Source organism: Veillonella sp. CHU740 (assembly GCF_003992055.1).
Taxonomy (GTDB): Bacteria; Bacillota; Negativicutes; order Veillonellales; family Veillonellaceae; genus F0422.
The window spans coordinates 40,721-62,740 of record NZ_RQVD01000008.1 but is presented as its reverse complement, the minus strand read 5'-3'; the positions used below and the strand labels follow the sequence as shown (position 1 = coordinate 62,740).

At 39.6% G+C, this 22,020-nt stretch carries 19 protein-coding genes and 1 pseudogene; 2 read left to right on the top strand and 18 right to left on the bottom strand.

Annotation, left to right across the window (positions count from 1 at the left end; translation table 11 throughout):
• Positions 1–28 precede the first annotated feature (28 nt).
• From EO115_RS05715 to putP, 9 genes are all read right to left on the bottom strand, one after another.
• On the bottom strand, positions 29–754 hold the full coding sequence (locus EO115_RS05715) for a DUF554 domain-containing protein (protein ID WP_126938011.1): 726 nt from the start codon (positions 752–754) through the stop codon (positions 29–31).
• A 17-nt stretch (positions 755–771) separates the two neighbouring features.
• Complete coding sequence (pyrR, locus tag EO115_RS05710) at positions 772–1,287, bottom strand: bifunctional pyr operon transcriptional regulator/uracil phosphoribosyltransferase PyrR (protein ID WP_126938010.1); 516 nt, start codon at positions 1,285–1,287, stop codon at positions 772–774.
• Between the two features lie 11 nt (positions 1,288–1,298).
• On the bottom strand, positions 1,299–2,228 hold the full coding sequence (locus EO115_RS05705) for an RluA family pseudouridine synthase (RefSeq protein ID WP_126938009.1): 930 nt from the start codon (positions 2,226–2,228) through the stop codon (positions 1,299–1,301).
• Positions 2,228–2,668, bottom strand: coding sequence for a signal peptidase II (gene lspA / locus EO115_RS05700; RefSeq protein WP_126938008.1), 441 nt, complete (start codon positions 2,666–2,668; stop codon positions 2,228–2,230). Before lspA ends, EO115_RS05705 begins: the two co-directional genes overlap by 1 nt.
• Positions 2,665–5,058, bottom strand: a complete 2,394-nt coding sequence (locus EO115_RS05695) for a Tex family protein (protein ID WP_126938007.1) — start codon at positions 5,056–5,058, stop codon at positions 2,665–2,667. Before EO115_RS05695 ends, lspA begins: the two co-directional genes overlap by 4 nt.
• A 1-nt stretch (position 5,059) precedes the next feature.
• On the bottom strand, positions 5,060–5,545 hold the full coding sequence (locus EO115_RS05690) for a dihydrofolate reductase (RefSeq protein ID WP_126938006.1): 486 nt from the start codon (positions 5,543–5,545) through the stop codon (positions 5,060–5,062).
• A 22-nt stretch (positions 5,546–5,567) separates the two neighbouring features.
• Positions 5,568–6,359: a thymidylate synthase gene (locus EO115_RS05685; RefSeq protein WP_126938005.1), complete on the bottom strand. Its 792-nt coding sequence runs from the start codon at positions 6,357–6,359 to the stop codon at positions 5,568–5,570.
• Positions 6,360–6,397: 38 nt separating this feature from the next.
• Complete coding sequence (gene recQ / locus EO115_RS05680) at positions 6,398–8,224, bottom strand: DNA helicase RecQ (RefSeq protein WP_126938004.1); 1,827 nt, start codon at positions 8,222–8,224, stop codon at positions 6,398–6,400.
• 450 nt (positions 8,225–8,674) lie between these two features.
• A complete protein-coding gene (gene putP / locus EO115_RS05675; RefSeq protein ID WP_240628969.1) occupies positions 8,675–10,105 on the bottom strand; it encodes a sodium/proline symporter PutP in 1,431 nt (476 codons plus the stop codon).
• A gap of 478 nt (positions 10,106–10,583) precedes the next feature.
• Between putP and EO115_RS05670 the strand changes: the two genes are divergently transcribed.
• Both EO115_RS05670 and EO115_RS05665 read left to right on the top strand, forming a co-directional pair.
• Positions 10,584–10,874, top strand: a complete 291-nt coding sequence (locus EO115_RS05670; protein ID WP_126938002.1) for a type II toxin-antitoxin system RelB/DinJ family antitoxin — start codon at positions 10,584–10,586, stop codon at positions 10,872–10,874.
• A gap of 2 nt (positions 10,875–10,876) precedes the next feature.
• Complete coding sequence (locus tag EO115_RS05665; RefSeq protein WP_126938001.1) at positions 10,877–11,227, top strand: type II toxin-antitoxin system RelE/ParE family toxin; 351 nt, start codon at positions 10,877–10,879, stop codon at positions 11,225–11,227.
• A 50-nt stretch (positions 11,228–11,277) separates the two neighbouring features.
• On the opposite strand, the gene eno is transcribed toward EO115_RS05665, so the two are convergent.
• The 9 genes and pseudogenes from eno to EO115_RS05620 form a co-directional block, all read right to left on the bottom strand.
• Positions 11,278–12,564, bottom strand: coding sequence for a phosphopyruvate hydratase (eno, locus tag EO115_RS05660; protein WP_126938000.1), 1,287 nt, complete (start codon positions 12,562–12,564; stop codon positions 11,278–11,280).
• Between the two features lie 12 nt (positions 12,565–12,576).
• Entirely contained in the window at positions 12,577–14,127 is a 1,551-nt protein-coding gene (gene gpmI / locus EO115_RS05655; RefSeq protein ID WP_126937999.1) for a 2,3-bisphosphoglycerate-independent phosphoglycerate mutase, read from the bottom strand.
• Positions 14,128–14,146: 19 nt separating this feature from the next.
• Complete coding sequence (gene tpiA / locus EO115_RS05650) at positions 14,147–14,899, bottom strand: triose-phosphate isomerase (protein ID WP_371413262.1); 753 nt, start codon at positions 14,897–14,899, stop codon at positions 14,147–14,149.
• Positions 14,900–14,905: 6 nt separating this feature from the next.
• Positions 14,906–16,084 (bottom strand): phosphoglycerate kinase, encoded by a 1,179-nt coding sequence (gene pgk / locus EO115_RS05645; protein WP_126937997.1) that lies wholly within the window; start codon positions 16,082–16,084, stop codon positions 14,906–14,908.
• Positions 16,085–16,148: 64 nt separating this feature from the next.
• The gene (gene gap, locus EO115_RS05640; RefSeq protein ID WP_126937996.1) at positions 16,149–17,156 is read right to left on the bottom strand and encodes a type I glyceraldehyde-3-phosphate dehydrogenase; all 1,008 of its coding nucleotides are present in this window, start codon (positions 17,154–17,156) and stop codon (positions 16,149–16,151) included.
• A 47-nt stretch (positions 17,157–17,203) separates the two neighbouring features.
• A pseudogene (locus EO115_RS05635) lies at positions 17,204–17,743 on the bottom strand (type III toxin-antitoxin system ToxN/AbiQ family toxin); the annotation flags it as partial.
• Positions 17,744–19,059: 1,316 nt separating this feature from the next.
• Positions 19,060–19,986 (bottom strand): hypothetical protein, encoded by a 927-nt coding sequence (locus tag EO115_RS05630; protein ID WP_126937995.1) that lies wholly within the window; start codon positions 19,984–19,986, stop codon positions 19,060–19,062.
• Between the two features lie 738 nt (positions 19,987–20,724).
• The gene (locus EO115_RS05625) at positions 20,725–20,880 is read right to left on the bottom strand and encodes an AAA family ATPase (RefSeq protein ID WP_126937994.1); all 156 of its coding nucleotides are present in this window, start codon (positions 20,878–20,880) and stop codon (positions 20,725–20,727) included.
• A 56-nt stretch (positions 20,881–20,936) separates the two neighbouring features.
• Positions 20,937–21,989, bottom strand: coding sequence for a histidinol-phosphate transaminase (locus EO115_RS05620; RefSeq protein WP_126937993.1), 1,053 nt, complete (start codon positions 21,987–21,989; stop codon positions 20,937–20,939).
• Positions 21,990–22,020 lie beyond the last annotated feature (31 nt).

The following is a 22,020-nucleotide window of genomic DNA, read 5'->3' as shown; positions in this document are numbered from 1 at the left end:
GCTAACTGGCTACTCCTATCCTACCTAGTTAAAGTGAGATAGGCAAGAATGTCAATAACATAGCAATAAATATGGCTGGCAACAAATTAGCCACCCGAATTTTGTTTGGCCAAATTACATTAATACCTACGCAGAAAATCAAAATAGAGCCTACGTATGATAAGTTATCGATTGCCTCCGGTGTCATTAAGGGAGCTGCCAAATGTGCTAACCCAGTAATGATCCCCTGTGTAATCCCTACGGGCAGAAAGGAAAACAAGGCTCCTTTTCCCATAGAAGAGGCCATGACCATAACGATGATACCATCTAGAATGCTCTTTACAACCATGGTGCTATAATCACCGGTAAGACCATCTTGTATGGATCCAATGACACCCATGGCTCCCACCGTGAAAGTCATAGAAGCGGTAATAAAGGCATTGGTAAATTGAGGATCCTTACTGTTGCCAGTCTTTTGTTTTAACCACTCGCCGATACGAGTAATTTTAGCATCGAAGTCGATAATTTCACCGATGATAGCACCTAGCACCATAGAAATGATCATCATCATAGGACCTGTCGTTTGCAAACTATCATTGATAATCACCAGCATATATTGCATAGTCCCACTCATTCCTAATAAAAGAATGATGATACCACACACTATCATTAGTGTTTCTTTTAAGTTCTCTTTCATGCGGTGTCGTATAAATAGCCCCAAAAGGCTACCACAAATAATCAATACCACATTAATGATCGTCCCCATACCATGCATGGATAGTTCCTCCTGATTTAGAAAATAACCACACTATCATCGCCATCAATTTCATGCACATGGACTTTCACCGTTTCCAAATGAGATGTAGGAATATTTTTGCCTACATAGTCAGCACGAATTGGCAACTCTCGATGACCTCTATCTACCAAAACAGCCAATTGAATCGCACTAGGTCTACCGGCTTCCATAAGCGCATTTAAAGCAGATCGTATCGTCCTGCCCGTAAACAGCACATCATCCACGAGAATCACGATCTTTCCCGTTGTGTCAATCGTAAATCGCTCCCCACTTGTGTCAGCCCCCGACCGATCATCACGGTACAAGGATACATCCATTGTGGCCACATCTACTTGTATGCCTTCAATCGCTTCAATTTGTGCTTGTAACCGTCTTGCCAAATGCACACCACGACGTTCAATCCCTATGATAAGCGCATTGGATAAACCTTTATTACGTTCTAGTATTTCGTGCCCAATACGTCGGATAGCACGCATCATGCCTGGTTCGTCAATTAAAATACGTTCTCCCATAACTTTCTCCTTTATCGGTTATGCTCCTTCGCATACGCAATACACGCTAGGAAGTCCTCTGGTAGAGGAGCTTCAAAATGCATCTCTTCTCCTGTCATCGGATGTTTTACTGTCAATGTGCGTGAATGTAAGGCTTGTCCTACGATAGGAAAGTCCATTTTACGGAATCCATAGAATGGATCATTCACCACTGGATGCCCTATATAGGCCAAGTGCACACGGATTTGATGAGTCCGTCCCGTTTCCAGTTGGCACTCAATTAATGTATGCTTTCCATAGCGTTCTAAGACCCGGAAATGTGTAACAGCTTCTTTACTATTTTCAAAAACTACAGCCATTTTCATGCGATCTTTAGGGTGTCTGCCAATAGGGGCCTTGATGGTCCCTTTTTCTTCTGCAATATTCCCTTGCACAATGGCATAATAGGTCCGCTTTGCCACATGATCCTTCACTTGCTCAGCCAAGCCTAAGTGAGACTCATCATGCTTAGCAGCCATCATCACACCCGATGTATCTTTATCTAAGCGGTGCACAATGCCTGGGCGGATTTCCCCATTGATACCAGATAAATCTTTACAATGATAGAGTAAGGCGTTTACTAAGGTTCCTGAATAATTTCCTACTGCTGGATGTACCACCATACCTCGTGCTTTATTGACCACGATCATATGACCATCTTCGAACAATACATCTAAAGGGATATCCTCCGCCTCTACAGATACTTCTTGTACTTCTGGTATAGTAACAACGATTTCACTACCTTCTGAAAGCTTCAAGTTAGATTTGCCTGGTTTTCCATTGACTTGTACATGCCCCTCTTTCACTAAGGATTGCACATAGCTACGAGATTGACCTAATTCTTTTGTCAAATATACATCGAGTCGTGTTCCCTCTTGTTGAGGATCTACGATATATCGTTTTTCTTCCACATTACACCTCATTATTTCTGACTTTCATGAGACCAAAAATACAGAATGAGCAACGGCACACCGATGCAAATAGCGATGTCCGCCACATTAAAAATCGGCCAAATCCGAAAGTCAAAAAAATCTACTACACCACCAAGATAGAGGCGATCCCAACCATTGCCAAGAGCCCCACCTAATAAAGTTCCCGTACCGATACGGGCATATATGGGCGCTTTTGCCAATCTGTGGCGTCCTAGATATAACGCCGTTACCAGTAGGGCTACGATTAACAAAAATATCCATCGTTGGTGCATCAAAATCCCAAAGGCTGCCCCATGATTCACGATATAGGTCCAATGGAATATATCGGGAATCACTGGAATGGATTCACCTATACGAAAATGGGTTTGCACATACCATTTTGAAACTTGATCTAAAATAATTGTCAAAATAGCTAAGATATACACGATCATCGACGGCCACCTCGATCAGCCCATTGTTGTAATAAAGCACCTAAATCTTTGGTTGTTTCGTTTCGATTTTGTTTACCCTTTCGTTGCGGCTTATTTCGTTTCTCACTAGCATTTCCTTCTCGATTCTTAGATTTGTTCGCCGCATTTCGTTGTTTGTTCTGTTCTTCAGAGTGATTGTTTCTATCTCGAAGCGGATTACCACTAGCTTGTCTGCGTGGTCCCTTACGATTTGGATCTTTCGGTTTCTCTCGCTTCATCGTCAAACCAATACGGTTTCGCTTCGGCTCTACGGAGATAATTTCCACTTCTATAATATCGCCTACAGCCAATACATCTGATGGATGTTCATGGCGAGCACAGAACTCACTTTTATGCAACAAGCCATTAATTTTCACACCAAAATCTACAAAGGCTCCAAAGTCTACTACATTATGAACGGTTCCTTTTACGACGGTTCCTACTTCGATATCTTCTAGGCTGACAATTTGTTTACGGGTCATCGGAGCCGGTAAGTCTTCCCGTGGATCTCGGCCTGGTTTTTGCAAGGCTTCCACAATATCGCGAACGGTGGGTACCCCCGCTTCTAAGCTAGCTGCTAAGGAATCTACATCGACAGCTTGCAATTTAGCTTTTGCTGATTCTAATGTAGCTTTATTGCGCAAATCTTCTAATGTCAATCCAAGGCTATCTAATACTCCTTGTGCTACTTCGTAAGACTCTGGATGCACAGGTGTTGCATCTAATGGATTTTCACCGCTACCAATGCGCAAGAATCCCGCACATTGTGTATACGCTGCAGGTCCTAATCGGGCCACTTTCAGCAATTGTTTACGACTGGTGAAAGCGCCGTGTTCCTTGCGATACGCAATAATATTGTTCGCTACCGTGTTGGAAATACCAGACACATGTTTTAAGATGGCTGGAGATGCTGTGTTTAATTCAACACCTACATGGTTTACCACCGTTTCTACCACTTGATCTAAGGTTTCTCCCAATTGCTTTTGATTCACGTCATGTTGGTATTGTCCAACGCCAATCGATTTAGGATCGATTTTTACAGATTCTGCCAATGGATCTTGTACACGACGAGCAATCGAGACAGCTCCACGAATAGATACATCTAAGTCTGGCAGCTCTTCAATGGCAAGCTTAGAAGCAGAGTATACAGAGGCTCCCGCTTCATTCGTAATAATATAGTGGCAATCCAGACCTTCTTCAGCAATCATATTCGATGTAAACTGTTCTGTTTCATAAGAAGCAGTACCATTACCAATAGAGATTAAAGTAACACCATATTGGCGAATTTTCTTAGCCAGTTCTTTGCGAGCTTGCTCTTGTTGCTTTTCACTCATGGTGAGGTAGTACGCACCATAATCTAGCACATTCCCTTCTCGATCAATGATGGCCATCTTACAACCTGTACGATATCCTGGATCAAGTCCCATGATGACATGGCCAGCTAATGGCGCTTGTAACAACAAATTGCGCAAGTTCGTGCCAAATACTTTGATGGCTTGTTCCTCTGCCTGTTCCGTCATAGCATTGCGTGTTTCTCGCTCCAAGGATGGATACAATAAGCGTTTGTACCCGTCAGCAATGGCCTCACGAATGAAAGAATGCGAAACCTTCGCATCTCCTTGCACAGTATCCACCATATATTGGATATAGGTTTCGTCTGGTACGACAAAACCAACTTTTAAGGCCCCTAGCTTTTCTCCACGGTTCATGGCTAACGTACGATGAGACGGTACCAAGTGGATTGGTTCTTGATATTCTTCATTATATTGCAAGAACCCTTGGTTTACGTCTTCTTCACCGATGAGCTCCGTTTTCATACGACCACCATTCCAAATGGCTTTACGAAGGTATTGTCGAATATCAGCACGTTCACTAGCTTCCTCCGCTACAATATCCATCGCTCCTTGCAAGGCATCTTCTGCTGTTGGAACCTCATCATTGATATAGTCCACAGCCAATGCCTGCAACTGTTCTTCTGTAGGCACTGTGAACAACGCTTGTGCCAATGGTTCTAGACCACGTTCTCTCGCCATAGAGGCACGAGTACGTTTCTTAGGTCTAAATGGCAAATACAAGTCTTCCAATTCCTGTAACTTCATAGCCTTAGTGATGGAAGCTGCCAACTCCTCTGTCATCTTACCTTGTTCTTCTATAGATTTTGTGACTTCTTCTTTACGTTGTAACAAGTTGCGAAGATATTTCGTGCGCTCTTCTACTTCGCGCAATTGTTCATCTTTCAACTCTCCCGTTACTTCCTTACGGTAACGAGCAATAAATGGCACTGTATTCCCTTCATCTAATAAGGTGATGGCCGCTTCTACTTGATGCGGTTTCACCCCTAATTCAGAAGCAATAATTACATGTATTTCCATTTTATATCTTCCTTTCATAGGTTACAAAGTCATAGGAAATTCCCTCATGACCTGCACCTGGTATCCGTTCTACCTCTTGCCAACCCTCTTGCTCATGGACATGAAATTCCACATCACCCTCAAAGGACTGATGCAATTCTGTTACATACAGCCGATCTGCATACGGTGCCAAGCTCGCATACACTTGGGCTCCACCAATACAGTACGCCAAGTCTAAGTCCTTCGCTGCCTGAACCGCATCCTCTGGACTATGGAACACTTTCACTCCTTCATAGGGTGGTATGTAATCCAGTTGCGATGTAATGACCCAATGTTCCCGCTTAGGCAACAAAAATGGCAAAGACTCCAATGTGTTCCGTCCCATTATGATGACATGTCCAGTAGTGCGCTGTTTAAAATACGCTAAATCTTCTGGAATACGCCAAATCAATTGATTATCCTTGCCTATAACACCATTTTCAGCCACTGCCACAATCATTGCTAACATATATAACTCCTATAGTTCATACTTAAACCGCTACGGTCATAGATAATTTTCCTAAATGTTCGTATCCTTCTAACGTAATATCTTCTGGTTGGAAATCATAGAAATTAGTAATCTTCGGATTCAACTGCAACACTGGTGCTGCTAATGCTTCCCCTCGACGTTCTAATTGCGTACGCAATGCTTCTACGTGATTTTCATAAATGTGAGCATTATTGATAACATGGGTAAATTGACCTACTTTCAACCCAGATACTTGTGCAACCATATGCACCAATGCCGCGTACTGTGCCGTATTGAAAGGCACTCCTAGGCCCATATCACCACTGCGTTGTACAAGCATACAATTCAATCTGCCATCTGTCACATCCCACAATGTCTCATACGCACATGGCTGTAACGCCATGTCTGGCAAATCCTCAATATTCCATAAAGTTACAATCATACGACGACTTTGGGGATCCTTTTGTAGCATGTCCAATAAATTATCTAACTGTTTATATTTGGCAATTTGGTATCCATAGGCTTTACCAATGGTTCCATCTTCACGCATCCATTCGTCCCAGACTTTCACATTCATAGCCTGCAATTGACGTACATCATTCGACTGTAATTGCCATATCCAAAGCAATTCTTTGATAGCTGTTTTAAAGGCCACAAATTTTGTGGTCAAAATGGGAAACTCTTTCTCCAAGTCAAACTGCATCACTTGATGCGGTAATTTGTACGTCGCAATACCCGTACGATTATTGGCATAATATCCATGATCTAATATATTTTCTATAATATGTAAATATTGTGTATCAGCTAAACTCATGTATACCTCCTTATCAGGTCTCAGTTGCCACCAAGCTCTTATCCCTGTCGATCTTTAAAATCAGAAATAGCTTTCAAAAATTGATTGCCATATTTCTTGAGTTTCATATCTCCAACACCTTTCACATTGGCCATATCACCTAATGTAAAAGGTTCTTTGTCCACCATATCTAACAAGGTAGCATCCGAGAATATCATAAATGGCTTGACCCCTTCTGCTTTTGAAAGTTCCATACGACAAGCACGTAAGGCCTCAAATAAAGACGTGTCCTTTGTGGCTTTAGAATGGCTAGTGCTGGACTGCTTAGAACGAGCATGTAAAGGACGATGCTCGCCTACTTGAATTGGCGTATCCATCACAGTTTTATGCCCATGCAATACATCGTGACCTAATTCTGTTACAGATACAATGGGATACTGCCCTCCAGAAGAATGAATGTATCCCATAGCGACTAAGCGCTTGATAAATCCTTTAATGTCCTTATCCGACCACCGTTGCAAGGCTCCAAATACAGGAATCCGATGCAAACGGAACCGCTCGATACGCTCTGTATGATGACCTGCTACAATATCGGCAATCATCGTCACCCCGTATCGCTCTTCCGTACTCCAAATCGCCTGCAATACAGCAGTAGCTTCTTTTGTCATATCTACAGCCGTTCTAGGCTGATCACAGTTGCTACAATGATGACAGGCGTCCCACGGTACTTGCTCTCCAAAGTAGGACAACATAAACTTGCGCAAACACATAGGCGTGTGGCAATAATCAATCATAGACTGCAACATATTTCGTTCAATTCGTTGTCGTTCTGGTGGCAAATCACTTTGGCTTAAGATGTATTGGTGAACCGCCACATCTTGCCCATTGTACAGTAAAATACAATCTGCCGGAGCTCCATCTCGACCAGCACGCCCCGCCTCTTGGTAATAACTTTCCATATTGCGAGGCATTTGGTAGTGAATCACATAGCGAACGTTGCTTTTATCAATGCCCATGCCGAATGCATTGGTAGCTACCATCACTTGCACTTCATCAAAGGCATAGCGATTCTGCTGATACTTTCGTTCTTCATCAGACAAGCCACCATGATAGTACCCCGCTTTCACACCGGCCCTGAGTAACTCACGATGTACCTTTTCTACATTGGCCCTTGTGGCACAATACACAATGCCTACATCATTAGGATTATTCCGCACATAATCACGGACATAGTCCATACGCTGGCTTTCATGAATGACGGTGAAAGCTAAGTTCGGGCGGTCAAATCCTGTAATATGAACGCGAGCATCTTCTAAGCCCAAAAGACGTTTCATGTCTCGTTCTACTTCTTCTGTGGCACTCGCTGTGAAAGCCCCCACTACGGGGCGACGGGGTAGGCTAGCAATAAAGGGACCAATAGCTGTAAAAGACGGCCTAAAATCATGGCCCCACTGTGATACACAATGAGCCTCATCAATAATCACTTGACTAATTGGCAGTCCTCTTAGAAATTCACAGAACCCTTCGGATTCTAATTTTTCTGGCGCCAAGTATAGTAATTTAATCCGCCCTTCACGTAAATAGTACAAAATTTTATTTTGTTCCTCTCGGCTAAGGGTACTATTCATATAGGCTGCAGGCATACCCTGCTCTTTTAAAGTATCCACTTGGTCTTGCATCAATGAAATTAACGGAGAAAAGACGATGGTAATGCCCGCCTTTAACATAGCAGGAATCTGAAAGCAAATCGATTTGCCCGCACCAGTTGGCATGATCCCTAACACATCTTGGTTTTCTAATAAAGCTGTCACAGGCACTTCTTGGGCTGGGCGAAAACTGGAATATCCATAAAAATGTTGTAATGCTCGCAACGCTCTAGCATCCATATATCCTTCCTCCTCTCTAAGTAGTCTTTCATCGAATCGTATCTATTTATTATACCATTTTTATGGGGTAGTATAAACTATTCCACCATGAACTCAACTTTCTTTTCCATAGTCATTGCCTATATCGTTATATGCACCTTACAGTTTTTATACTATTCTCATAGTACAATAATTCCTTTCATCATGAACTAGCAGACATACCTTTCTTGTTACACGTTCTCCTTAAGACAGTACCTTCCTTACAGCACGTTATAACTTCCTAACAAGACCTACTAGGACTTATAGTTATATCCATACATATTGGTAAAAAATATGCTAATTCATACAGACCCCAATGACTACTAAGTGTGTGCTTTATAAGCGCCTCATCTATAAGTATCTTCTACGAAAAAATGTTGGCACTACTCCCGAAGGAGTAGCCCCAACATTTCGTTTACTGTGTGTATGTAATTATAAAATATGCATTTGTTCCGATGCATCGAACTCTGCTTGGATTTCTTTGCTTGGTTCATGATCCAACAAGCTTACTACAAAGATAGCAATGGTAGATAAGATGAAACCTGGCACGATTTCATACAAGCCGAACCAACCAAATTGCTTCCACACAAGAACGGTAATACCACCTACTAAGATACCAGCGATACAACCTTTCAGAGTCATACGTTTCCAAGTCAACGAGATTAAGATAGCTGGACCAAATGCAGCGCCAAATCCTGCCCATGCATAGGCCACCATCGTCAAGATATAGCTTTGTGGATTCACCGCCATCACGATGGCAATAGCAGATACGATCAATACAGTAGCACGACTGACCATCACTAGTTCACGGTCTCCTGCATCACGAACAAACACATTACGATACAAGTCTTGTGACACAGAAGAGGCTGTCACTAGTAATTGCGCAGAGGCTGTACTCATGATTGCTGCCAATACGGCGGACCAAATCAAACCTGCCACAAATGGGTTAAATAAATGCTCGCTCATCACAAGGAACACTGTTTCTGCATCAGCATCTACTAGAGGTGTTGTTAAATATACTTTACCAACAAGACCAACTGCCACCGCAGCCAACAAGGAAATAACAACCCAAATCATGGCAATATTCGTCGCTTTTTTCAATTCTTTCGCATCGGAAATCGCCATAAAACGTACTAAGATATGAGGTTGACCGAAGTAACCAAGCCCCCAGCCTAAGCTAGAAATGATCCCTACCACCAAGGTGAATGTATCTTGTTCTGGTCCCCAAATGGACAAACCTGCTGGAAATTCTGTAGCAATCAAATGTGCCGTTTCTGCAGGACCACCTAAATACATAGCTGCCGTCACAGGCACCAACAAAATGGCAAAAAACATCATCATCCCTTGAATGCAATCCGTCCAACTTACAGCTAGGAATCCACCTAAGAAAGTGTAGAAAATAACTACCCCTGCTGTAATAAAGAGGGATGTTACATAATCTAATCCGAAAATGGTGTTAAATAACTTACCGCCTGCTACGAATCCTGAGGATGTGTAAATTAAAAAGAAAATAACGATAAAGATAGCAGATACAACCGGCACAATTCTCGATGTATCATGAAAACGGTTTTTCAAATAATCCGGTATTGTCAAACTGTTATTCGCTACCTCTGTGTAGTTGCGCAATCGTTTCGATACGAACACCCAGTTCAGCCACGTTCCCAAAGCCAAACCAATGGCAATCCATAACGCCGATATCCCTGTTGAGTAGGCAAATCCAGGTAAACCCATCAACATCCATCCACTCATGTCTGATGCTTCCGCACTCATGGACGTGATCCAGGGGCCTAGCTGGCGACCTCCTAAAATATAGTCGTCTAAGCTATTAGACTTGCGGTAATAATATACCCCGATGTACATCATGAGGCCTAGATACAATGCAAATGCCCCAATCACTTCAAAATTGTTGTACACCCTACTCCTCCTTTCCTAATCCTCTTACCTTCACTTAAAATTCTATAGAATGCATTTAGCATTAATCTGTTTTATTATATCACAGATTATATATATCGTCTTTCATTGATTTTTCGCAAAAAATAAACGCTTTGTATAAAACAAAGCGAGTGCTATCATTGATCTATGTAAGTAGACAATGAAAATACCTAACGCATGAGGACTACCACTCCTCAACACGTTAGGTACCATCTTTTTTAATCCCTAGATCAGCCTAACACCGAACGCACGTTGATGGCTCTCCTTTTCTTATCTATATAATATCACAAACTGTTACCTAGTCAATTTATTTCCCACAAACATTTTACACTAACTTTTATTTTGTGTTGCGTATTGCAACATAACGATTTATAATATAACTAACATAGTAAACTGAAAGGAGCCCCTCATGAAATCTGCTAGTGTTAATGTCCGAATTAATGAAAATATCAAACAACATGCTGAAGCTATTTTAGAAGACCTTGGACTAAGTCGAGCTGTCGCTATTGATTTGTTTTATCGGCAAATTATCCTACATAAAGGATTACCTTTTGATCTAAAGTTAAATACACCACCTCTTAGTACAGCTGACTTTAGCCCTTCAGAATTAGAAGATATTTTATCTCGTGGAGTCGAAGAAACAAACAAGGGTCATGGACGTTCTGCTAAGGAATTTTTCACTACTTTATTGGGAGAATAATTATGGAAACCTATGATGTACAGCTTTCAGCGTTTGCGGAATACAATTTATTAAATATCTATTGCTACATGGCTGAATCTTTCTCAATAGAAACAGCTAAATACACTTCGCAAAAAATTTATAAAGCTATAGAGAGTTTATCATATCTACCGCATCGATATCGCATTCTAAGTGTATCTAAGCACATCAAAAATGTATATCATATCTATTCTTTCGAGAAATATGACATTTATTATAGTATCAACGAAATACATCATACAGTTACTATTCTTGCCGTATTAAACCAGCGTCAAGCTCCTAATTATAATTTGTTCCTACAAGAACTTCCCACAGCATACGGAAAATACATATAGATTTTATACAAAAAGGACCCCGCAGGGTCCTTTTTCATTTTCATATATTCTTATCGTTTGATGTTATAGAACACATCGCTGCCACGATATTGAGCCGTTTCTGCCAACATGTCTTCAATGCGAAGTAATTGGTTGTATTTCGCTACGCGTTCGGAACGAGCTGGGGCACCAGTTTTGATTTGACCAGCATTGACTGCTACAGCAATATCAGCAATTGTAGAATCTTCTGTTTCACCGGAACGGTGAGAGATCACTGCTGTATAGCCTGCACGTTTTGCCATTTCGATAGCATCGAATGTTTCTGTCAATGTTCCAATTTGGTTCACTTTAATCAAAATTGCATTCGCTGTATCTTCTTTGATACCACGAGACAAGCGTTCAGTGTTCGTTACGAATAAATCGTCACCTACTAATTGAACAGTTTTACCTAGGCGATCTGTTAACAATTTCCAACCTTCCCAATCTTCTTCTGCTAAACCATCTTCGATGGAGTAAATTGGATATTTTTCGCAAAGTTCTGCATAGTACTCCACCATTTCAGCCGCTGTTTTCACTTTGCCTTCACCAGCTAAGTGGTATTTACCATCTTTGTAGAACTCAGAAGATGCCGCATCGATAGCAAATACAATGTCTTTACCTACTACAAGACCTGCTTTTTCAATCGCTTCTGTAATGACTTGTAATGCTTCTTCGTTAGAACCTAAGTTAGGAGCAAAACCGCCTTCGTCACCTACACCTGTAGCCAAGCCTTTTGCTTTCAATACAGATTTCAATGTATGGTATACTTCTGCACAATAGCGCAATGCTTCCATAAAGCTAGTAGCACCGATTGGCATAATCATGAACTCTTGGATATCCACGTTATTATCTGCATGAGCACCACCATTTAAGATATTCATCATTGGTACTGGTAATTCTTTTGCATTGGTACCACCAAGATATTGGAACAATGGTAAATCATAAGATTCAGCTGCTGCACGAGCCACCGCCATAGATACACCTAAAATAGCATTAGCACCTAATTTTGCTTTATTAGGCGTGCCATCCAATTCAATCATAATACGGTCAATGGCCACTTGTTCAGACGCATCGAAACCTAAGATCGCTGGTGCAATGATGTCGTTCACATTCGCTACTGCTTGCAATACACCTTTGCCTAAATAACGTGGAGAATCGCTATCACGCAACTCTACCGCTTCAAATTGACCTGTGGAAGCACCAGATGGAACTGCAGCACGGCCAATCGTACCGTCTTCCAAATACACTTCTACTTCTACTGTTGGATTGCCACGGGAATCCATAATCTCTCTTGCGTATACATCAGTAATTACTGCCATTGTTACTTCTCCTTATTGTACTAACAAACTTTCACCACTCATCGCTTCAGGCTTCTCAATACCGCCTAAAGCCAGCATAGTTGGTGCTAAATCACATAGTCGACCTGGTCGCAAGGCAACACCCTCTGGGGCTCCCACTAAAATGAGTGGCACCGGATTCGTCGTATGCGCCGTGTGCGGAATTTCTGTGGTATGGTCCACCATGACCTCAGAATTTCCATGGTCCGCTGTAATCAACAACTGTCCATTCATCTCTTGAATCGCTTTCACGATCTCTGAAAGCCCCGCATCTACGGCTAAAATAGCTCGTTTTGCTGCTTCAAAATCACCCGTATGGCCTACCATATCTGGGTTCGCATAGTTCAAAATAATCATATCATACTCGCCACTGCGAATGGCGGCAACTACCTTTTCTGTTACCTCTGGAGCACTCATCTCTGGTTGCAAATCATAGGTTGCCACCTTCGGAGATGGCACTAAGATTCGATCTTCCCCAGGGAATACATCTTCCTTACCACCATTGAAGAAATACGTCACATGCGCATATTTCTCTGTTTCTGCAATGCGCAATTGACGATAACCACCCTTGGATAGCACTTCTCCTAAGGTGTCCGTCAACAATTCTTTATCGTATACCACAGGTACTGGCAAGTCCGCTTCGTACCGAGTCATGCTCGCCACATAGGAGCCTTGCAATACATGTTTCCGTTCAAATCCAGTGAAATCAGGATCTACCACAGCACGCACCAATTGACGAGCCCGATCAGGACGGAAGTTGAAGAACAAGATTGCATCGCCATCCTGCATACCTTTGTACCCTTCCACTACAGATGGAATGACAAATTCATCTGTCGTTTCCTCTGCATAACTGCGTTCTACCGCTTCATGGGCACAACCTACTTCTGTGCCATGGGCACAACCTACTTCTGTGCCACTGCCACAAACAATGGCATTATACGCTAATTGCACTCGCTCCCAACGTTGGTCACGATCCATGCCATAATAACGCCCGCCTACTGTCGCAATAGAGCCTAAGCCCAATTCCTTACAGTATGCTGCGATATCATCAATATAGGCCAATGCACTTTGTGGTGGCACATCTCTACCATCCAAGAATGCATGAATGTAAACAGTTCCTACACCGGCCTCCTTAGCGCCACGAAGTAAGGCTTTCAAATGGTCAATATGAGAATGAACGCCACCATCAGACAACAAACCTACTAGATGCAAAGCTTGTTTACCCCCTTCTTCATAGGCTTTCATCAAAGTGGGACGAGTGAACAAAGTCCCTTCTTCTGCCTCTTTTGTGATGCGTGTCAATTCTTGATACACAATACGGCCAGCACCGATGTTCAAATGGCCTACTTCAGAGTTTCCCATTTGTCCATCCGGTAAGCCTACGGCCATACCAGACGCTTCTAATAAAGTGTGAGGACACGTGTCCCATAGGTCTAAAAATGTTCGGGGGTTCGCTTGCACCACCGCATTCGTTGGGTCTTGACCGTCCCCAATGCCGAATCCATCAAGGATGGTTAACATCACTGGTCCTTTTAATTTTGCCATATTTTACCTCAAACCTATGTTAACAGGCATTAATAATTCCCGTAAAAGACTCTGCTTCCAAGGAAGCGCCGCCCACTAAAGCCCCATCTACATGAGCTTGGGCTAAAATATCTTTCGCATTCTCTGGTTTTACACTACCACCATATAGAATGCGTACTTGTTCTGCAATGTCCGGCGTATACATAGCGGCGATTTTCTCACGAATGCTTTGGCATACTTCGCCTGCTTGTTCCGCTGTCGCCGTACGACCTGTGCCGATGGCCCAAATCGGTTCGTAGGCAATGACAACTTCCGTCATTTCTTCCGCTGGCACTCCATGTAATCCCATTTCTAGTTGGGAATGAATGAATGCCACCGTTTCACCACTTTCACGTTGATTTAAGCTTTCACCTACGCAAAGAATAGGGCTCATACCATGTTGCAAGACAATGCGCACACGCTTGTTCACACAGCGATCTGCTTCTTTAAAGATAGAACGTCGTTCAGAGTGCCCCACAATTACGTAGGACACGCCTAAGTCCGTCAACATCGAAGGCGATACTTCCCCTGTATAGGCACCAGATTCTTCGTGGAACACGTTTTGTGCCCCTACACGAACCTTGGTATCTTCCGCTAAATCAGCTACAGTGCTGATGGCTGTAAACGGAGGGCATACCACCACTTCACAGCTAGCATCCGCCACTAATGTTTTCAATTGTTCAACGAATACTGTTGCTTCTGTATTCGTCATATGCATTTTCCAGTTTCCTGCAATGATCGGTTGTCGCATGATAACCTCCTACGCCTCTTGTAAGGCTGCAATACCTGGTAACACTTTGCCTTCTAAGTATTCTAAGGACGCACCGCCACCAGTGGAAATATGAGAAATTTTGTGGCTTAATCCACTTTTTTCAATAGCTGCCACAGAATCGCCGCCACCTACGATAGTGGTTGCACTTGCCTCTGCCACCGCTTTCGCTACCGCATTCGTACCACCAGCGAAGGCTTCCATTTCGAACACTCCCATAGGACCATTCCAAACAATCATCTTCATCGGTGCCAAGGCCTCAGCAAATAACTCACGGCTCTTCGGTCCAATATCTAATGCCATCCAACCATCTTCAATAGCTGTGGCATCCACTACCTTATGATTCGCCGTTTCACTGAAAGCATCGGCTACTACGAAATCTACTGGTAACAATAAATTTGTATTTGTTTCTTTAGCACGAGCAATTAATTCACGAGCTAGTTCAAATTTGTCAGCTTCCACTAAGGAAGTACCTACATTATGACCTTGAGCCGCTACGAACGTATTTGCCATGCCACCGCCGATGATCAATACTTCTACTTTTGGCAACAAATTGGAGATAACTTCAATTTTATCACTCACCTTCGCACCACCAATAATGGCTGCAAATGGGTGTTCTGGATGCTCTACAGCACCACCGACATAGCGAATTTCTTTTTCTAACAAGAAACCAGCTCCCATTGGTAAGTATTTCGTAATCCCTTCTACAGAAGCATGAGCACGATGAGATACCCCGAAGGCATCATTCACGCCTACTTCTGCTAAATCCGCTAAAGCTTTCGCAAAAATAGGATCATTTTTTTCTTCTCCTTTGTAGAAACGAAGGTTTTCCAATACCACTACATCGCCAGATTGCATTTCACTTACCGCTTGCGCTGGGATGTCACCGATGCAATCTTCTACGAAACGAACTGGTTGCTCTAACAATTCACCCAATCGTTTGGCACAAGGCGATAGGGTAAACTCTGGTTTGCGTTCTCCTTTAGGACGGCCTAAATGGGATACGATGACAACTTTTGCACCTTGATCAATCAAATGCCGCAATGTAGGTAATGTGGCACGAATCCGTGTATCATCAGTGATAACACCGTCTTTCAGAGGTACATTAAAATCAACTCGAACAAATACTGTTTTGTTCGCTACATTCATATTTGCTAGTGAAAGTTTCATACTATCTCCTATGTATATACAATAAACATGACAAAAAGGGACTACTCTCGTAGTCCCCAACAGATTATAAGCCTCGTTTGCTCATGTACACAGCTAGGTCAACAATACGAGAGGAATAACCCCACTCATTGTCATACCATGCTACTACTTTTGCCATATTGCCTTCCATCACCATTGTCAAATCTGCATCTACGATAGAACTACGAGCATCACCATTGAAGTCTTTGGATACTAATGGTAAATCAGATACGCCAAGAATACCTTTTAGCTCACCTTCAGCTGCTTTGCGGAATGCCGCATTGATGCTTTCTTTAGTCGCTTCTTTTTCAAGTTCTACTACTAAATCTGTAACAGACACATTTGGTGTAGGTACACGAAGAGCAAAGCCATTTAATTTACCTTTCAATTCAGGTAATACTAATGCCACTGCTTTCGCTGCCCCTGTGGTAGTAGGAATAATGGACATCGCTGCTGCACGAGCACGACGTAAGTCTTTATGTGGTGCATCCAATACGCGTTGGTCATTAGTATACGAATGCACTGTTGTCATCATACCACGTTTAATACCAAATTCTTGATGCAATACTTTGGCAAATGGAGCTAAACAGTTTGTTGTACAGCTTGCATTAGATACAACATGATGCGTAGCTGGATCGTATTCACCTTCATTGACGCCCATAACAATCGTTTTATCTTCGTCTTTACCTGGTGCGGAAATAATTACTTTTTTAACAGTGCCACCAAGATGAGCCGCTGCTTTTTCACGAGAACGGAATACACCTGTACATTCGATAACCACTTCTACTCCTTCGGAGGACCAGTCTAAGTTTGCTGGATCACGGTCACAGAATACACGTGTTTTTTTGCCGTCTACCACTAAATATTCGCCTTCTACAGACACGTCACAGCTTAAATTGCCATGAATTGAGTCATGTTTAAACAGTAAAGCGGAACCTTCAATATCACCAGTATCATTAATGGCTACCACTTCCACCTCTGGGTTGTTAAGAGCCGCGCGCATGACGCATTTACCAATACGACCAAAGCCATTAATACCAATCTTCACTGCCATAATCAAGTCCTCCTAAAGTATATTATATATAATGATGTATTATAGTTCTATTTTACAAGAATAGAGGGGTTGGTGCAAGTTTTTTTAGACCACTCTAGCATCGCATTTTCTAATATTTCAAAATGACAATTAGCTTTTCTAACAATACCCATAACTTTCTGTTTTTCATATATTTTTTCCGCCTTTAATAAAATCTTAGCCTTTATACTTAAACAAAATTTATACTCTTTCTCAAATAAATCTTTGTATTTAAAATCCTCTAATAATTTAAAATCTATCCTTTGATAAACTCCTTCAGGAACTGGAATCATTTTCTTTATATCTAATATAGACATTATATGCATCCATTTATCATTATTATATACTTTGTAGATTCCATTTTGTTTAACACCTTCATTACCTACTATTTCATAAATCAAAAAATATTCATCCGATACATTTTTCCACCCTATATGTTTTCTCTTAGCCGATGATATAGGAATAAAATACTTAAATGAATCTATTAATACTATAATTCCTACAAATGGTTTAATACTATCTCTATAAGAGGCATTATAATAGACTTCAGAGTCTATTGAGTTTAAATATCTTAAATATTCTGATTATATTGTGTAAAATCCAAACTTTACTATATCTCCCATAGATCCTCCTAAAAAAAACAGAGAGGTTCCCCTCTCTGTTTACTTTAATGTTTCACCTTTAGTACATAGGTAGTGAGACACCTTCTTTAATGTTCCACCTTTTTCGGTAGCGGGACACCTCTTGTATAGTTAAATCTTAGCAAATATGTATTTCTTTGTCAACAAAGCTATATAAAATATAGATACTATCATAAGAATGATATATGCACTGAAAAAATTGACTATCCTTAATCAGCAATATATAATAAACGTACAAATTGGACTATGAATCCCAAAACTAACTCATATTATCCTTTTGTATAAAAAGAAAAGGCGCTCCTGATTGGAGCGCTTTTTCTTTTTATACAAATTGTCAGCTCACATACTCTCGGAGGAGGAATATATTCGACTATTTGAAATCCTACGAAAGTCTGATACACCTGTATCTGTCATTGCACCAATCTATTATATTATGTAAAGACATTCCACAAAAAAGAAACATAAGTGAGGCTACTTTGTTATACCTGAAATCAGTTATATATCATGTATCTCACTTATGTTTCTTACTATTCCATTATATTTATATTTTTATACAGTTCTTATATGAGAGAAACTGAACTGATTAATTGTTGTCCTCAGAACTTGACAATGAGCCATTATTTATACGAAATAAACCTTATCAATCCATTTTTTCTTGTTAATATATTCTATCAGCTTTACTACTAGACAGCACAGTACCATTTTTAACTTTGATGATATAGTACTAAGTATAAACTAGTTACAGAACGCACTATTAGTAGTAATATATGAAGTAATAAAAATATTTCTAGAAATAAACATATCATTACAAGCATAGAGAACGAATAAATATTTATTAAAAACGAAACAAAAAATATAACTAATAAAAAGAATATTTCAACAATTAAAGCATAGGAAAACATAATAAGCATAAGCTTATAAATACTAATTAACTTCCCATTTAAATAACTTGCTTTCGATTCCCTATTCTTAATATTTGTAATAGTATTTGATTCACTTGCAGACAACAATGTAATAGCCATTATTGTAAAACCAATTAATACCGATATTGCTGTGGGAAGCATTCCTCTTAGTTCTGATAACGCCTGTATATCTAATCCCACTTCATTATAAATATAACTCACTGAACAAGCACTGATAAGTGGTATTACTATTTCATATGTAAACTCATTACACTTAAGTGTCTTAAAGTAATGCTCAATCAGAATTATCCATTGACCATATATTATCCTTCCCATATGACCTCACTCTATAAGTTTAATTAACTTATTAAATATAGAAGACGACTTCACCGTACCATTTTTTTCTAATTCCACCTCAATATTTTCAGTTTTTCTAAAAAAGTCACTGTCAATTGGCCCTCGAAAATCATCTTGCGCCGTATGAATTCGTATTCTAGTTATGTTACTACCCTCAGACTTTATACTATTATACAACCGATTACAAGTGCGTTTCATTACACCTTCTTTAGGCACTGACTTCAGTTTTACAATAACTTCATCCTTTATAAAGCAATCTTCTTCTAACGATAAACCAAGAAATGCATCTCCTACATTTTTCTTGTATGTAAATATCTCAACTCCTTTTATTTCTCCAGCTTCTTTTAGCGCCTTCTGAAACTCTTCGCCTGCAACACTAGTGTACTGAACAATATACTTACGCTTTTCCTGCTTAGATTCATAATAACGCTTTGAGAATTCATTAAAATACTTAACAATTTTAGATATACCAACCCCATTTCTCCGTTCTTCTAAAACTAAATACGCTTCATTTAACTCTAACTTAATAACTAAATGCGTTTTTTCTGTCTCTCCCTCGTGCTCATTCTTAGCCGTCGCTCTTTCTGTACCATCTTTACTATTTAAATATGGTGGAAAATGTCCAAACTTACATGATTTAAACGTAATTAATAGCTTATTATTTTCCATATTATATTCATATAAAAAGTATGTTTTACGCTCTTTTTCCAAGTTTAAAAGTCTATCTATAATCGGTAGAGATGTAATATAATTAATAACATCTAAAAAAAATTTTTGATCAAATGTAGTTCTATCATTATTTTTCTGGCGATAGTTTTTAAAATCAATACTATAAAATCCAACTTTTCTATGTTCAGAACTCATTTCTATAACCTTTCTAACGCAATAAACTTTGTTAATAATATAAAACATCAAATACAAAAACTAAATTTCTTCTTTGAGCATCTCCTATGATGTTTTGTATCCAAGAAGCCTTATAGGCAACTGGTGTATCCAATTATAAGCAATATGGAGAATTCCTATGAAAAGATCTCTCAATCCTTTACCTGCTAGTATAAATCATTTTAACGATCCATTATGACGTTCATTTGTGCCTCTTTACTAAGGGTGAATTAGGATGAGCAAAGTAGGCTGAGTGGATTACTCTACAACCTTTTATAAGATTGGTGAACTCACTGCTATTATCTAAATCTCTTTACTAGCTACGCCTACACAAGCATCACTAAACCATTTAGAAAACAATTGAATCTTACGTTTTACCCTCTCTAAAAACGTGCTAACAGAATTAATTTTCAGGTGAGAAAATAATCTTCCTATGCTTTTTTCATATGCTAGTTATCTTGCTTCCACAAAATAGAAGCTGACTAATTTATCTTTCTTTATCTGGGCGATTTTACCACGCTTTGTTTCATAATAAATAGTCATTCTAGATCGTTGTAGAGTAGCAGTAACAGAAGATATTAATCCTCCTAGCTGCAGACGTCTTTCGATGTAAAATCGATCTTTTAACGAAAGATATTTATTAGTACGTGTTTCTGTGTATTAGGATGAGTATTATCCATAGTGATTACTTCATGATATCTTATAATTTAGCACTATAATTAGACCATGAAATCACTATGGATATTTATATTCAATTGTTCAATTTCATTATACAATTAACCTTAGAAAAAAATCCATGGCTTCAAAAACAATTGACTTATCCACATCATTTTTCCCAACAATTACAGTTAAATTTTCAAATTTTACTTCTATCTCTTCGTTATATCCTCTGAAGTTATGCATTTTCATTGATGCTATTTTCATTTTATCTCTACACTCTCCTAACTTTTCTTAATGAGGAATATTAAATTTACTCCATACTACTTATCGACATCACACAAACTATCCATAAATACTTTCATATATTGAACATCTCCTGTAGTTACCCGAATATATCCTTGCAATATATCATATCCCGATGTTTTTACTGAAATCTTCTTATCTGTTAATAATCGTTGTGCCACAACATTAGCATCTAGATTTGTTTTTATCGTAATATAATTTCCTCCATTATATACATAAGTATAGCCCAATTTCTCTAACTCACTAATTAAATACTGTCTGCCTGTTAATTCTTCATTAATAAGATGTTCAAGTAATGCCTTATTATTAATTAACTCATTAGCAAACAATAATGCAATGGAATTAGTATCAAATGTTGGTCTCGCATTATTAATCAGTTTTATAATTTTTGCTGAAGAAATTGCATAACCAATTCTACATGCTGCAATTGAAAAAAGCTTAGAAAATGTTCTTAAAACTATGATATGATCGTATGTATTTAGTAGTCCAATTTGTGTATTAGAATAAAAATAATGATATGCTTCATCAATTATTAATAGTGCGCCTACAGCTTTTGTTTTTTCAGCTATCAACAAAAACTCTTCATCCGTATATGGTCGTCCAATTGGATTATTGGGATTTAAAAGAGATACTATACTTGTCTCTGAAGTAATATTATCTAATAAGCTTTTAATATCTATATCAAAATCTTTTGTTATCTCAATCTTTTTATGTGTTATTCCATACATTTTTGCATATACACCATACATTTCAAAGGTAGGAGATACACTAAGGAATTCTGATTCAGGTCGTCCAAATGCTTCAAATATATACTTTAAAGCCATCTCTGAACCATCAGTAATTGCAATATTATCAACAACTACTTGATGAAATGCAGCTAAAGACTCCAAGAGTGGCGCTTTATCTGGATATGTAGCAAGAAATTCAGGAGTAATTTTGTTCTTTAATTCATTCATAACATCAAGAGGTAATCCTCCTGGGTTCTCATTCATATCCAATCTTAATAATCCTTTTCTATTACATTCCGGATACTTTCTCTCCAATTTATCAATTAATTGATTGATATACATTTTATTCTCTCCTAAAATCACCCTGAATAAA